At 60.7% G+C, this 13,326-nt stretch carries 12 protein-coding genes and 2 pseudogenes; 6 read left to right on the forward strand and 8 right to left on the reverse strand.

The annotated features are described in order from the left end of the window. The coding region (locus JEQ47_RS20315; protein ID WP_198878252.1) for a LysR family transcriptional regulator at positions 1-795 on the forward strand (795 nt) is incomplete at its 5' end. Positions 796-1,413: 618 nt separating this feature from the next. On the opposite strand, the gene JEQ47_RS20320 is transcribed toward JEQ47_RS20315, so the two are convergent. Further along, positions 1,414-1,758 (reverse strand): winged helix-turn-helix transcriptional regulator, encoded by a 345-nt coding sequence (locus JEQ47_RS20320; RefSeq protein WP_236021040.1) that lies wholly within the window; start codon positions 1,756-1,758, stop codon positions 1,414-1,416. Between the two features lie 154 nt (positions 1,759-1,912). Here JEQ47_RS20320 and JEQ47_RS20325 point away from each other — a divergent pair. After that, positions 1,913-2,832, forward strand: a pseudogene (locus tag JEQ47_RS20325) (IS3 family transposase); the annotation flags it as partial. A 35-nt stretch (positions 2,833-2,867) separates the two neighbouring features. Here JEQ47_RS20325 and JEQ47_RS21235 read toward each other — a convergent pair. From JEQ47_RS21235 to JEQ47_RS20360, 7 genes are all read right to left on the reverse strand, one after another. After that, a complete protein-coding gene (locus JEQ47_RS21235) occupies positions 2,868-3,017 on the reverse strand; it encodes an MOSC N-terminal beta barrel domain-containing protein (RefSeq protein ID WP_198878253.1) in 150 nt (49 codons plus the stop codon). A gap of 37 nt (positions 3,018-3,054) precedes the next feature. Next, the gene (locus JEQ47_RS20335) at positions 3,055-4,050 is read right to left on the reverse strand and encodes a Rossmann-fold NAD(P)-binding domain-containing protein (RefSeq protein WP_198878254.1); all 996 of its coding nucleotides are present in this window, start codon (positions 4,048-4,050) and stop codon (positions 3,055-3,057) included. Then, positions 3,959-4,636, reverse strand: coding sequence for an FAD/NAD(P)-binding protein (locus JEQ47_RS20340; protein ID WP_198878255.1), 678 nt, complete (start codon positions 4,634-4,636; stop codon positions 3,959-3,961). Before JEQ47_RS20340 ends, JEQ47_RS20335 begins: the two co-directional genes overlap by 92 nt. 15 nt (positions 4,637-4,651) lie before the next feature. Beyond that, positions 4,652-5,026 (reverse strand): HNH endonuclease, encoded by a 375-nt coding sequence (locus tag JEQ47_RS21240; protein WP_407931797.1) that lies wholly within the window; start codon positions 5,024-5,026, stop codon positions 4,652-4,654. Positions 5,027-5,325: 299 nt separating this feature from the next. Then, a complete protein-coding gene (locus JEQ47_RS20350) occupies positions 5,326-6,414 on the reverse strand; it encodes a DUF3618 domain-containing protein (RefSeq protein ID WP_198878257.1) in 1,089 nt (362 codons plus the stop codon). Beyond that, positions 6,414-6,830 carry a phage holin family protein gene (locus JEQ47_RS20355; RefSeq protein WP_198878258.1) on the reverse strand — a complete coding sequence of 139 codons (417 nt, stop codon included), beginning with the start codon at positions 6,828-6,830 and terminating at the stop codon, positions 6,414-6,416. Before JEQ47_RS20355 ends, JEQ47_RS20350 begins: the two co-directional genes overlap by 1 nt. Beyond that, a complete protein-coding gene (locus JEQ47_RS20360; protein ID WP_198878259.1) occupies positions 6,830-7,429 on the reverse strand; it encodes a nutrient deprivation-induced protein in 600 nt (199 codons plus the stop codon). Before JEQ47_RS20360 ends, JEQ47_RS20355 begins: the two co-directional genes overlap by 1 nt. 282 nt (positions 7,430-7,711) lie before the next feature. Here JEQ47_RS20360 and JEQ47_RS20365 point away from each other — a divergent pair. From JEQ47_RS20365 to JEQ47_RS20380, 4 genes and pseudogenes are all read left to right on the forward strand, one after another. Next, positions 7,712-8,719 (forward strand): annotated as a pseudogene (locus JEQ47_RS20365) (SDR family oxidoreductase). Positions 8,720-8,871: 152 nt separating this feature from the next. Continuing rightward, positions 8,872-10,986, forward strand: a complete 2,115-nt coding sequence (gene katE / locus JEQ47_RS20370; protein WP_198878260.1) for a catalase — start codon at positions 8,872-8,874, stop codon at positions 10,984-10,986. A 391-nt stretch (positions 10,987-11,377) separates the two neighbouring features. Continuing rightward, positions 11,378-12,477 (forward strand): IS3 family transposase gene (locus JEQ47_RS20375; protein WP_198878261.1). Its coding sequence is split into 2 segments (ribosomal slippage): positions 11,378-11,627 and positions 11,627-12,477, totalling 1,101 coding nucleotides; the frame shifts between segments, so codons are not numbered across the junction. Between the two features lie 103 nt (positions 12,478-12,580). Next, a partial coding sequence (locus JEQ47_RS20380) for a tyrosine-type recombinase/integrase (protein ID WP_236021042.1) occupies positions 12,581-13,326 on the forward strand: 746 nt, incomplete at its 3' end.

Raw genomic sequence — 13,326 nt, forward strand, 5'->3', positions numbered from 1 at the left:
GTCTCCCAGCCTTCCTTGACGACTGCGATCAAGAAACTTGAAGACGAGCTTGGAGGTGACCTGTTTGTCAGGGACCGAGCGGGATGCAGGCTGACGCCGCTGGGAAGACTCATGCAGCCAAGATTGCAGAAGGCTCATGATGAGACGAGACAGGCGAAGGCGGAGGCGGTCCGTCATATGCGCTTGGAGCGGGTTCCAATCTCTGTTGGTATCGGCGAAACGATTGGCCACAACAGGATTTCGGCAGCTATGGAGCGTACTCGTACGCGATTGCCGCAAGCCGAAATCGAATTGATCGTTGCGTCAACCTCCGAGCTTCTTGCCGGGTTACGAGATGGTGAATTTGACGTTGTAGTCACCGCAGAGAAGGTCAGTGAAGACCTCTATCGTATAGACCATCTCTATGAAGAGGACTATAAGGTCGTGGTGTCAAAGTCGCATCCGTTGTCTGATCTAAACACGATCTCTCTTTCGACGCTGGCTCAGACTGACATGCTTGACCGACTAAATTGCGAAATGCGGGATGTTTTGCATGGGACCTGCGCGGATCATGGTCACGAACTCTACGCGGCCTATCGGTCAAATCGCGTGGATTGGTTAGTTGAACTTGCTCGGCAAGGGTCAGGTGCGGTGATCCTGCCAGCCACCGCTATTCCTTCGGACATGGGCCTGGTGTCGAAACCCATCGATGGTCTTGAAATATCAAGAACTGTTGTGGCCCTTCGATATCGGCACCAAACGACGAGACCAGAGACAAATGATCTGATCCGTGAGATGACGCGCACGCTGGCGTAGTGAGGTCGGTAATCGACATGCGCCCATCGTGCAGCAATCGTCACTTTGGGCTCAGACCAGACTTTCGCGGCATCACGCTCGAACGTCCGTTCTACTTTTCTTCGAGACCTCGCCAGCAATCCGCCACTTAGCGCTGGAGAAACTGCGCCAGATTGCGGTGAAGGCCACAGCGAACCACACCCATTGTGTGCGGTGATAGTCGTCGGTGACGAGGCCGTACTCTTCAAGAAGCCACCGCACCGCGTGAGGCGACCTTCAGCGCGGGTATCAGTGGGTGGGTTCTTTCTAATCTTGAGGAGCCGCTTGATTTCCCTGATGACCTCTTCAGCAGACGGCCCCAACTTTGCCGTCGGATGGAAGTGAATGAACGGCAGGTTTCGGGCGCCGAACGCGGCGCTCCGAACGGCGACAATGGAGTCGGCAGCCGACAGACCGGAAGGCGCCCCATTCTCGCCGTTCAAGTGGGGTTTGCGATTTCCCGAAAGCTGCCGCCTCGCTCCGGATCAGACTTCTGGTCCGCCAGCGCTGGCGCAGGCTGCGCATCGTGGCGCTCCTGAGTCCGGCGGATTGCCTGCCAGTTGGCTTTGCTCCAGTGGGCCAAAGGAATCGGCGTCGGGGTTAAGGTCCGGCCCATTTCTGTAAGTTCGTATTCCACCCTGGGGGCACGGTCGCGTAGGCGGTGCGCTTGACCAGTCCATCGCGCTCGAGGCCGCTTAGTGTCAGTGTCAGTGTCAGTGTCAGTGTCAGTGTCAGTGTCAGTGTCAGCATGCGGTGGGTAACACCATCCATCTCGCGCATGATTGTCGTGAACCTCGCCGGTCCGTCCGTCAGTACCGAGACCACCATGAATGTCCACTGGTCACCAATCCGGTCGAGCACCGCAGCGACGACCCGGCAATGATCGGCGCGGTCAGGATTGATTGCCGGCGTTGTGGGTTTGGTCGGCCCATCGGGCTCTCCCATCCGATCATCGGCAATCGTCAGCCATCATCCTGTGCGTTCTTGCGGGTGCTTAACCGTTCCGGATCAGCCGGCAGCGCCGTTAAGATCGAGCGCTTTGAATAGCCCCTAGATTTGTAGACGCCTTCTTCCCTAATTTTGAGGCGAGGAGGCCTATATGGGCAAAGGCAATTTCAGCGACGAGTTCAAGCGTGACGCGGTGCGTCAGGTCACCGAGCGAGGATATCCGGTCTCGGAGGTGTCGCAGCGTCTGGGGGTGAGCGCCCACTCGCTCTACGCGTGGCGCAAGAAGTACGCATCTGATGTCGGCAAGGGCGATGAACAGTCCGCGGAGATTCGGCAGCTCAAGCGAGAACTGGCGCGGGTCACCGAGGAGCGCGACATCCTAAAAAAAGCGGCCGCGTACTTCGCCAAGGATGCAAAGTGAGGTACGCGTTCGTTGCTGAGCATCGCGAACAGTTCTCAGTGCGCACCATGTGCCGATGCCTTTCCATCCATCCCAGCGGCTTCTATGCCTGGCTCAAGAGCCCCTTGAGCAAACGGGCCCAGGAAGACATTCGCCAGACCCAACTGATCCAGGAGGCCTGGAAGCAGAGCGGCAAGGTCTATGGCTATCGCAAGCTGCATGATGATCTGCTGGACCAGGGCGAGACCAGTTGCGCCAACCGTATTGCCCGCCTGGCCCGGCTTGCCGGGATCAAGGCCCAGATCGGCTATCGGCGCCGACCTGGCAGCTATGGTGGCAAGCCGTCGGTCGTGGTCGACAACACTCTGGCTCGACAGTTCGACGTCGATGCGCCGGACACCGCCTGGGTGACCGACATCACCTATATCAAGACCATGGAGGGCTTTGCCTATCTGGCTGTGGTCATCGACCTGTTCTCGCGCCGCGTCATCGGCTGGTCGCTACAAAGCCGGCAGACCAGCGAGGTTGTGCTCCAGGCTCTTCACATGGCGGTTTGGTGCCGGAAGCCACAGAATACGGTGCTGGTTCATTCCGACCAGGGTTCCCAGTTCACCAGCATGGATTGGGCCAGCTTCCTGCGGCACCACAATCTGGTTCACTCCATGAGCCGGGCCGAAAGCAGGGTCATGCGCGGAATATCGCCCTGCTAGATAAGGCTACCATCCGGGCGAACGACGACCCATTCGCGATCGCCAGCGAGCGAACCGGCGGGGGTAATTTGCGCACGGGGAACGCTCATTCCGCCAATCGATCGGACAGGATAAATCTGGAGTTGATCAATGCGGAATTTGGCCATCAGAACCTTCGCTGAGCAAATTTAGCAGGTGTAGGCGTCAGATTGCTGCGGCTACCGTCTCCGCCGCTTCCGAGCAGGCCACAAGGCCTTGAGCAAACGGATAGCGCTCCATCATCACAGGAATGGAAATGCAGAAGACATCGGCCTCTGGCTGGCCAACGAGGCGCAGCCTGAATTGGTCGTCCTCGCTTTGCCCGCTGGCGCGTCTATAAACATCGTCAGTGGCAAGCGCCTGATCAAGCGTCTCGAACCCCAGTTCCGATATCGTTGCTGACTTCTGTCCGCGCGCATCGATCAACGTTCCGAAAGTTGCACTGAGCCCATCTGCTTCCAGGATGAAGCTACCCGCTCGGTATCGGATGGTTCCAGCATCCTCCAGGGCGACGATGTCGAGACAGCCGGCACGATGAAGCGCCAAAAGGCGTGAAAGGGAAAGGTGGGGAACGCAACCATAGGCGTCGGCGAAGACTGGAGCCAGATGCTGGCGGAAGCGCGCAAGATCCTGATCGTCAAGGAACGGTACAATAGTGGCGAAGACCTCGTGGGCGCGCATCATGGTGTACCGCCACATGACGACCCGCCGATCGCGATAATCTGCCTGAGACTGCCGAAGATTTTCAGCAATTGCACTGAAGCCCTGTCGCGACTTGCGCATCTCCAGATAGGCTTCGGAAAAGCCCTCCGGCGTAAATCGCGACAGCGCCATGGCTTTGAGGAAGTCAGGGTCATCAGCAGCCAGCTGCTGCTTGAAAAGTGCGAATGAGCGGGCAAGCAGACCCGCTCTGCCTTCCTCACGGAGCTTCTCCAGCTTCGCCCGCGTGAAGATCATCAGCGGCTCTTCCGGGATCGGATAGAAAAAATCTGCATCGGGGACGGTGCCTTTGCGGGACACCATGACCAGGCGCGGCTTTGTTGACGACTGCAATCGAAACGATAGGTCGTTATCCCCGCCGACGAAGTCGCCGTATCGCCCAGCCAGCGCCACGACTGCGTCGATGGCTCTCAGCGAAGATCCCAGGATCAGCGGCCTCATCTCTGGCCAGTTCGAGATTGCCAACGGGATAGGGTGATCGATAAAGCCGCGACGATGCTCGCGACGTCGTCGGTTCGATTAAGTGCCCGGTTGCGAGGACGACGGCGTTGAAGCGGCGCGAGCTTTTGCCTTCTTTGTTTGCGATGGTCAGCTCAAAGCCCTTGCCGTCGGGTATGATGTCCAAAACGCGGGTTTCCGTTTTGACATCGACTTGATGCCAAGGCGCAGCGGTCCTGATCATCTGTTCAAGCTGATCGACGTAATATGCCCCGAGCAATACCCGCGGATAATAATCCCGGTCGCTGACCTTATCCCGCCGGACACCAAATTTGCTAAGCCAACGCCTATCTGCGGAGCGAACCCAGTCGGCAAGCGACGTCATCACGGGCGGAATTTCCACCGAAGTAATGTTCGCCATCATATCCGGCGTGTTGAACTCGTCCGAGTAAGGGATGCCACAACCGGCGACCTTGCCCGCTTCAAATATAGTGACGTGCAGCCCGTCCGCCTTTTGAAGGAGGTTCTTGAGCGTGTAGACTGCGGTTGGCCCGCCGCCAACAAGCGCCACCCGCTTTTTTTTCGCCATTACCGATCACCTAAATCAATCACTGAAACGGGCGAGCCATCGCAAGAGTAGCGACAGAGCGGCCGCAGGACGCAACAGCGAACGGCATAGACTCGTTCCCGCGGGACAGATGGCGACGCTTACGCGTTTATTTGGCTGGGCCAGGCTGACGCGAGGCGCAGAATTCATGGCATTGTTGTGGACACGGAAACGACCCAACTTGGACAGTCGCTTACGAACGAGCTTTCTGTAGTCTTCCGGTGCCGGGGGCACTTTTCGCCGGTAACGCCGTTTGTTGCAGAGCCAACAAGCAGCCACGACGTTTTCAGGAACATCTTTGCCGCCATCGCATCGCGCACGAAGGTGTTCCGCGGTGCACCTGGCTGAACTTTTGTCCGAGGCTGGCAGCATGGCGCAGCCGGGGCCTTGACGGTCCAGGTCGATCGGTTTCCGCCGCTCGCCGTTACGCTCTCGATGGCATGCATGAAGCTGGGCAGGTTCGAAAAATCCCGCCAATACGCAAAGGGTTCGCGTCGCGGGCGGTTGATTAGGACGCTGCGGCCGACGATAGCGTATTCGCCATCTTTGTCGTCCCGTTGCGCCCTTTTGGGGGCGTCGTCGTGCGCGTGGTCATGTGCCATCGCCATGCACCTTTCGTTGTCGGTTTGTCTGTCTGACGCGATGGAAGGGGAGGCAGTGCCTCCCCGTCGCTAGCTTCCGGAATAACCGGACGAGCTGGGCGAACTGGACGGGCCCGAGGCGCCTGTCGCCCCATCCTTGACCTGCTGGTAAAGCTCGCCGGCCTTGTCAGCGGCGCTCGAATAGAGGTCGGCCGCCTTTTCCTTGCCCTGGTCATAGAGATCGGAAGCCGTCTCGCCGACTTTGCCTTTGATCTTGTCAGCAGCTTCGCCCAGAAGGGCATCTTCCTGAGCGGTATGCGGCAGGGCCGATCCGAGGGCAGCGCCCAGGGCAAAGGCTAGTGCCCCACCCACCAGCGGCTGGTCGCGGAACTGGTTGATGATGGTCTGGTTGAGGCTGTCCATCTGCCCATGCAGCATCTCGCCCGCCTGGCCAGCTCGGTTCTTGCCCGAACTGGCGCCCGATTGCATGACGTCGCGCGCGTCATGCATCTTTTCGCGGGCCTTCTGCCAGGTATGCGACGCCCAGCCCGTGGCTTCGTCAAGCAGGTTGCCCGCCTCGTCGCGGAAATGCTCGATGCGTTCCCCGGCACTATTGGTGAAGCCCCGGAAGGTATTGCCGGTTTCATCCATGAAGTGGCCGGCGCGCTTGCCGCTTTCATCGGCCAGTGCCTTGAACTTCTTGCCGGCGTCGTCGGTGAACTCGCTATAGGTCTGACCGCGCTCGTCGGTAGAGGTGCCCATCCGCTGCAGGGCGGCACCACTGATAATAGTGACGGGATAGTCGTCATATTCGTCGAAGTCAGGGCTGGTGCTGTAACCGCGACGATGATTGATGCTGTCATCCCAGTGACGATCACTGCGAATGGTGCTCGGCTGCTCGCTGCCGCCAGAGTGGGTTGCGCCTGCAGGCTTAGCCATGAGCCAGGCCAGGCTCACGCCGAGAAGCGCCACCGGGAGCGGGTTGGCGGTGACATTGCGCTGCAGGCTCGCGACGAATTCGCCGCCCCCGCCCTTGGTATAGGCCAGCAGTTCGTCGACCAGCTGGCCCGGGGATAGTTTGTCCTGGATCTGGTCGATCGTGCTTTCCACGCGGCTGCGCTGCATTTCGATTTCGCGCTGCAGTTCGGCAGAACTCTTGTGTTCGCTGTCGTGAGCCATCAGAGCCTCTCCTTGACGATGTCAGCATCCCGGCCGAGCGAGGCTGCCGTGCGGTTCATGTTGAGATTGCTTGCCTTGAGGGCGTTGAGCCCCTTGTTGATGGTCATCCAGCCGGCAAGGCCGAAGACTAGCGCCACGATCACCGCCGAAAGCGCGTTGGCCAGCGTCGGGTCCATACCCATGTTGACGAAAAGCGCTGCCAGCAGGGACACCAGCGCTGCAAGGAAGACCCCAAGCGCGCCGATCACCAGTACGCCGCCAACGGCGATGGAGCTGGCAGCGCCGGCCGCTTCCGAGACTTTTTCGGAGGCCTCGACCTTGGCCAGCTGCACTTCCTTGCGGAAGAGCGTCGAAATGTCGGAAACGAGACCGCCGAGCAGATCGGCGATTGGCCTGCTTTCACCTGACGTTGCCATCATTCGCCTCCCATAGTGCCGGAGGACGGACGGCTGGCGTAACCCTGCGACCCTTCCGCCTGGTAGGAGGCGCTGGACTGGGTAGCCTTCTGCTCACGCCGGTGATTGGAGGCCATTGCAAAACGGCTGGCAACAAAGCCGGCCAGCGCCGCGGCGCCCAGAAAGGCGGCCGGCTGCTTGCGGCCAAAATCCTGGGCCAGGCCCATGAGGTCGTCGACGTCACGATCCCCCACCGTCTTGCCCATGCTGGACAGGCCCGAGGCTAGGTCGCGCGCATAGCGGGCAATCGTCTGCTGGTCCGACCCGTCCAGCTCATCGGCAACCTTGCCGATCGCTGCGGCGACACCATTGATCTGGTTGGCGGCGAGGTCTTTCTGGTCGGCGGCGAAGGATTTTACGCTCTCCGTGGCTTCCGACACCTTAGCGCCGGCTTCCTCGCCCAGCGCGCGTGCATCACTCCGGGCGCGTTGCGCGATGGCATCCAGGTCATGTTTGGCATGCTCGGTGGCGGTTTCCAGATCGTGGCCGACCTGAGTTTTCAAGCCATCCGTGCTGCGGGGCGCGCCGCCGTCCGGATTGCTGGAATCATCGATGCTCATCTTTGAACTCCTGAGGCAAGGCCAAGACTGGCCGGTTAGGCACGGTCAATGGCTGGCACCCTGAACGGTTCCAGAATAATATAACCAATTCAATGGCTTAAAGTGCATATACGCGCCGATCTGCACCCCGTTGAGGCGCAGGCGATCGAGCATTCCGGTGATGAGTGTATTCCGTTAACGGTCGCCGACGCGGACCGTTCCCCAGGCCTCGTCAGTTTGTGGGCGTGAGGCAGGCAACCTAGAGACCAACGAACCGTTGGCCGCCCAAACGGGAGAGCCGACATGCCAATCAAGCTTGCCCCATTGGACCGGCAGACCATCGTCATCACCGGCGCGAGTTCAGGCATTGGTCTTGCTACGGCACGCCTCGCCGCCGCTCGCGGCGCCCGGGTCGTGCTCGCAGCCCGCGACACCGATGCCCTTGCCCGCATATCCACGGAACTCAATGCCGATGGCGGCACGACCATCTATGTCGGTACCGATGTCAGCGACGAAGATTAGGTGGAGCGTCTGGTCGAGGCGACCATCCAACGCTTTGGTGGGTTCAACACCTTTGTCAACAATGCGGGCCTCGGTCTCATCAGCACCGCCGACGCCACCAGCAGTGCCGACCATCACCGCCTGTTCGAGATCAATTATTTCGGCCTTGTTTATGGTTCGCTGGCAGCGGCGCGGCATTTCCGTGAAACCGGCAAGTCCGGCGCCATCATCAATCTGGGTTCCGCCGTCTCCGACATGCCCCAGATGCTGTCGGTCGCCTATTCGGCCAGCAAGCATGCCATCAAAGGTTTTACTGACGGCCTTCGGGTCGAACTGGGGCAGGAGGGGTTGCCCGTGTCAGTGACGCTGATCAAGCCCAGCGCGATCGACACACGCTTCTTCGACCATGCCATGACCAATATGGGCGGCATGGGCAAGGCGCCGGGCGCCCAATATGCACCTGAAGTGGTGGCCGAGGCGATCCTGCTTGCCGCCGAACATCCGCGCCGCGACATCGCCGTCGGCCAGACCTCGGCCCTGGGCGGTCGTCTCGGTGCGCTCGCGCCCAAGATCATCGAAGGCGTGCAGAAGACGTGGAGCTACGACCAGCTCATCGACCACGAGCACATGCCCGACGCAGACAGCCTTTACGAGGTACCACGCGAAGGCAACGAGCGGTCCCGCTACGGCCATGGCCGTAATTTCAGCGTGACAACGGGGCTGCAGATGCACCCCGCGCTCAGCATGGGAGCGGTGGTGATCGCCAGCGCGGCGTTGATCCTGGCCATCTCGGCCGGCAAGCGCCGCTAGTGGACAACTGCCGGTCCGAACTCACTGGCACCAGCGAGAAGCGGCTGGCGGTTGGCGAAGTTCGGAGAACGTGACCGAGCTCAGCCCATTCTGACCGGAACGTTTAGCGCCTGTGACGATTGCAGCCGCTGAAAACACCAATGGAGGATCTGATGGCGCGCCGTTCGAACAAGCCTGGTCTGGAAGCAGCGAAATACGGCGACCAGGCCGTACACCGTGGCCAAGGTGGGGAAACCCACCAAATAGCCGAGGATGGCTACGACACGCTGACGACGCAACAGGGTATCCCTGTTGCCGATGACCAGAACACCCTCCGGCAAGGCGCACGCGGCCCCGCTCTGATGGAGGACGCCCATTTCCGCGAGAAGATCTTCCACTTCGATCACGAGCGCATCCCGGAACGCGTGGTGCATGCGCGCGGATATGGCGCCCACGGCTATTTCGAGACCTACAGGTCCCTAAGCAAGCTCACACGCGCCGACATTTTCCAGCGCGAGGGCGAGCGCACCCCAGTCTTTGTCCGTTTCTCGACGGTGGCGGGATCGAAGGGATCGTTTGATCTGGCCCGAGATGTGCGCGGCTTTGCGGTCAAGTTCTACACGCAGGAGGGCAACTGGGACCTCGTCGGCAACAATATCCCGGTCTTCTTCATCCAGGACGCGATCAAGTTTCCCGACATCATCCACTCGGTAAAGCCCGAGCCCGACAAGGCCTTTCCGCAGGCCCAGAGCGCGCACGACAACTTTTGGGATTTCATTTCGCTGACCCCTGAATCCATGCACATGATCATGTGGGTCATGTCGGATCGCGCCATTCCCCGGTCCTACCGGTTCATGCAGGGCTTTGGCGTCCATACGTTCCGCTTGGTCAATGCCAAGGGCGAGTCCAGTTTCGTGAAATTCATCTGGAAACCCAAGCTGGGCATGCAGTCGGTGCTCTGGAACGAGGCAGTCAAGATCAACGGCGCCGATCCCGATTTTCATCGCCGCGACCTCTGGAATGCGATCCAGAGCGGCGACTTCCCGGAATGGGAGCTGTGCCTCCAGGTCTTCGACCAGGAATTCGCCGACAGGTTCGATTTCGACGTGCTCGATCCCACCAAGATCATTCCGGAGGAAGTCCTTCCGGCCGAACCGGTGGGGCGCTTGGTGCTCGATCGCATGCCGGACAACTTCTTCGCCGAGACCGAGCAGGTCGCCTTCATGACGCAGAATGTGCCGCCCGGCATCGAGTTTTCCAACGATCCGCTGCTGCAGGGGCGCAACTTCTCCTACCTCGATACCCAGCTCAAGCGCCTGGGCAGCCCCAATTTTGCGCAATTGCCAATCAATGCACCCAAATGCCCGTTCCATCATCTGCAGCAGGATGGCCACATGGCCTTCCAGAACCCGCGCGGTCGCGCCAATTACGAACCCAATTCGTGGGGCACGGAAATCGGCGGTCCCCGTGAATCGCCGGAGCGCGGCTTCCACACTTTCCCGCAGGAGCCAGAGGGGCCGAAAGTTCGTCTGCGCCCGGAAAGCTTTGCCGACCACTATAGCCAGGCGCGGCAGTTCTATGTCAGTCAGAGCCTCGTCGAACAGCGGCATATCGGCGATGCGCTGGTCTTCGAGCTCAGCAAATGCGAGTTCCCAGCCATTCGCGAGCGTATGGTGGCGCATCTGCGGAATGTCGACGCCGATCTGGCCCAGACGGTGGCGGACGGCCTGGGCATGAAGAAGCTGCCGCCTGCCGCCCCACCCGCGCAGAAACCCCGTACCGACCTGCCACCTTCAGATCTCCTCAGCATTCTCAAGAACCCGCCCGCGTCCTTTGCCGGTCGCAAGATCGGCGTCCTCGTCACCGAGGGGAGCGATGCGCAACTGCTGGCCGCCCTCGAGGCGGCGGCGACTGAGGAGGGAGCGACCATCGAGTTCATCGCTCCGGCGGTCGGCGGCGTGACCCTCAGTGATGGCAGGCTCCAGCCGGCCCATCACAAGATCGACGGTGGCCCATCGGTCCTCTTCGACGCCGTGGCCCTGCTGCCCTCAGACGAGGGAATCAGAGAGCTTATGAAACTGCCACCAGCGCGCGACTTCGTCAGCGACGCCTATGCGCATTACAAATTCATCGCCTTTACCGAGCCTGCGACGAAGCTGTTTGCCAAACTCGGCCTGCCGGAAGACCTCGACGATGGCTTCCTGTCCCTCGGGTCAGACGCCGATACTGGTCCGTTCATTACCCAATGCCGCGACCTGCGCTTCTGGGATCGACCGGATGGAGCGTGAACAGTTTCGTTGAATCGTCGTTCCGACTTGCCACTCAGCATCCGAATTGTCGTGTTTGTCGGTGCTTCAGCTAAAGGGTGGGTCAGACCGATTTTCCGCCCGATGCCGCCGTTCGGGTCTCGTCGGACGGCGGTTATCCTGCATTCTGCCCGAGAAGCGGACAGTCCGCTTCCGGCCCCGCTTAAGGCGCTGGCGTGGATAACTGTGGGGCAGGGGACTTCCATAACCCGCCGGGCAGGTGGGCGCCCCATGCACGAACCCGCTTCGCGGGAGGGGTGCGCGCTGCTGGTTCAGCGTCATCGTTTAGGCCTTTGAGCGGCTGAGGTCTTGACCTGAGCCCCTAGATCTCCTCCAGATTTTGGTAGAGTCCGCCGCAACAGAGGGCGGACGCATGAAGCGCAGCAGGTTCAACGAAGAACAGATCATCGCGATATTGAAGGAGCAGGAGTCCGGGCTGGGGACGGCGGACCTGTGTCGCAAGCACGGCATCAGCAGTGCGACCTTCTACAAGTGGAAGGCCAAGTATGGCGGCCTGGACGTATCGGACGCACGGCGGCTGAAGACGCTGGAGGACGAGAACACCCGGCTCAAGAAGCTGTTGGCCGAGGCGATGCTGGATAATGCCATCCTCAAGGATGTCGCAGCAAAAAAATGGTGACGCCCGACGCAAAGCGAGATGCGGTGGCTCATGCCTGCCTGGTGCATGGGGTGAGCCAGCGGCGGGCGTGTGAAGCTTTGGCTGTGGATCGATCGAGCGTGCGGTATCGCAGCCTGCGGCCGGACGACCGCGAGCTGCGAGAGGCGATGAAGACCGTTGCAGCCCAGCGGCGCCGGTTCGGCTATCGTCGTATCCATGTGATGCTGCAGCGACAGGGCATCGAGATGAACATCAAGAAGCTCAGGCGGCTCTATGCCGAAGAGAAGCTGCAGGTGCGCAAACGCGGCGGCCGCAAACGGGCCTTAGGAACGAGGCGTCCGATCATCGTGCCGGACCAGCCCAATCAGCGCTGGAGCCTGGACTTTGTCAGCGATGCTTTCACCGATGGCCGGCGGTTCAGGGTGCTGACCGTTGTCGACGACCACACCAGGGAATGCCTCGCTCTGGTCGTAGACACCTCGCTTTCCGGGCGGCGAGTGGTGCGCGAGCTCGATGCCATCATTGCACAAAGAGGCAGGCCGTCGACGGTGGTCAGTGACAATGGCACCGAGTTCACCAGCATGGCGATCCTGCGCTGGTCCCAGGACCGGCAGATCAACTGGCACTACATCGCGCCGGGAAAGCCCATGCAGAACGGCTTCATCGAGAGTTTCAATGGCAGCTTCCGCGATGAATGCCTCAACGAGACGCTGTTCACGTCACTGGCCGAAGCCAGGATGCGGATCGGCGCATGGAAGGATGATTACAACGACCATCGACCGCATTCCTCGCTGGGCAATCTCACGCCCAGCGAATTTGCCAGCAATCTGGCACTGGAAAAACAGGCCGCTTAGGGCCAAACATCAACCCAAGGACTCTCCGTAAAACCGGAGGGGACTTGGGGCTCAGTCAGTCTCAGTCGGACCATGGAGTTTCTTTCAACGAGAGGAACTCCCCATGGTTATGTCATCGACCGACGCTCCCACCCCGCCGCTCCGCCAGCGCATGCAGCAGGATATGTTGATGCGCTGCCTGGGCGTGCATACCCAGCACGATTATGTCCGTCATGTTCGGCGCTTTGCTGCGTTTCTGGGCCGCACACCCGATACCGCCACGCCCGATGATATCCGCCGCTTCCAGCTGCACCAGCATGAGAGCGGCGTCAGCCCCTCCACCATCAACGGCGCGGTCTCGGCACTGCGCTTCCTGTTCGATGTGACGCTGAAGCGGCGGGATCTGGCGCGGGCACTGGTGATCACCCGCTATCAGCGCCAGCTACCTGACGTGCTCAGCATCGAGGAAGCAGGCCGTCTGCTCCAGGCGGCACCAGGCATCAAGTACAAGGCCGCACTCGGGGTCGCCTATGGTGCCGGCCTGCGCGTCTCCGAGGTGGCACATCTCAAGGTCGACGATATCGACAGCGCCCGCATGCTGATCCGGATTGAACAGGGAAAAGGCCGCAAGGATCGCAACGCCATGCTCTCGCCCCAGCTGCTGGACCTGCTGCGACTGTGGTGGCGCGAGGGCAAGCAGCGGGGCGTCATGCTGCCTCATGGCTGGCTGTTTCCGGGGCGCTCCCCAACCGATCCGATCTCGTCGCGGCAATTGCATCGCGCCGTGCAGGAAGCGGCCGAGGTCGCCGGCATCCGCAAACGGGTCAGCCCGCATACCCTGCGGCACAGCTTCGCCACCCATCTGCTGGA

The sequence above is a fragment of the Devosia sediminis genome, from assembly GCF_016411825.1.
GTDB lineage: Bacteria > Pseudomonadota > Alphaproteobacteria > Rhizobiales > Devosiaceae > Devosia > Devosia sediminis.

What these genes read in the sequence shown, in the direction of transcription:
- JEQ47_RS20340 (WP_198878255.1), bottom strand. Translation starts at nt 4,636, where the DNA reads ATGGCGAAAAAAAAGCGGGTGGCGCTTGTTGGCGGCGGGCCAACCGCA.
- JEQ47_RS20335 (WP_198878254.1), bottom strand. Translation starts at nt 4,050, where the DNA reads ATGAGGCCGCTGATCCTGGGATCTTCGCTGAGAGCCATCGACGCAGTC.
- JEQ47_RS20355 (WP_198878258.1), bottom strand. Translation starts at nt 6,830, where the DNA reads ATGGCAACGTCAGGTGAAAGCAGGCCAATCGCCGATCTGCTCGGCGGT.
- JEQ47_RS20360 (WP_198878259.1), bottom strand. Translation starts at nt 7,429, where the DNA reads ATGAGCATCGATGATTCCAGCAATCCGGACGGCGGCGCGCCCCGCAGC.
- katE (WP_198878260.1), top strand. Translation starts at nt 8,872, where the DNA reads ATGGCGCGCCGTTCGAACAAGCCTGGTCTGGAAGCAGCGAAATACGGC.
- JEQ47_RS20320 (WP_236021040.1), bottom strand. Translation starts at nt 1,758, where the DNA reads ATGGGAGAGCCCGATGGGCCGACCAAACCCACAACGCCGGCAATCAAT.
- JEQ47_RS20350 (WP_198878257.1), bottom strand. Translation starts at nt 6,414, where the DNA reads ATGGCTCACGACAGCGAACACAAGAGTTCTGCCGAACTGCAGCGCGAA.
- JEQ47_RS21240 (WP_407931797.1), bottom strand. Translation starts at nt 5,026, where the DNA reads ATGCTGCCAGCCTCGGACAAAAGTTCAGCCAGGTGCACCGCGGAACAC.
- JEQ47_RS21235 (WP_198878253.1), bottom strand. Translation starts at nt 3,017, where the DNA reads ATGGCCAAATTCCGCATTGATCAACTCCAGATTTATCCTGTCCGATCG.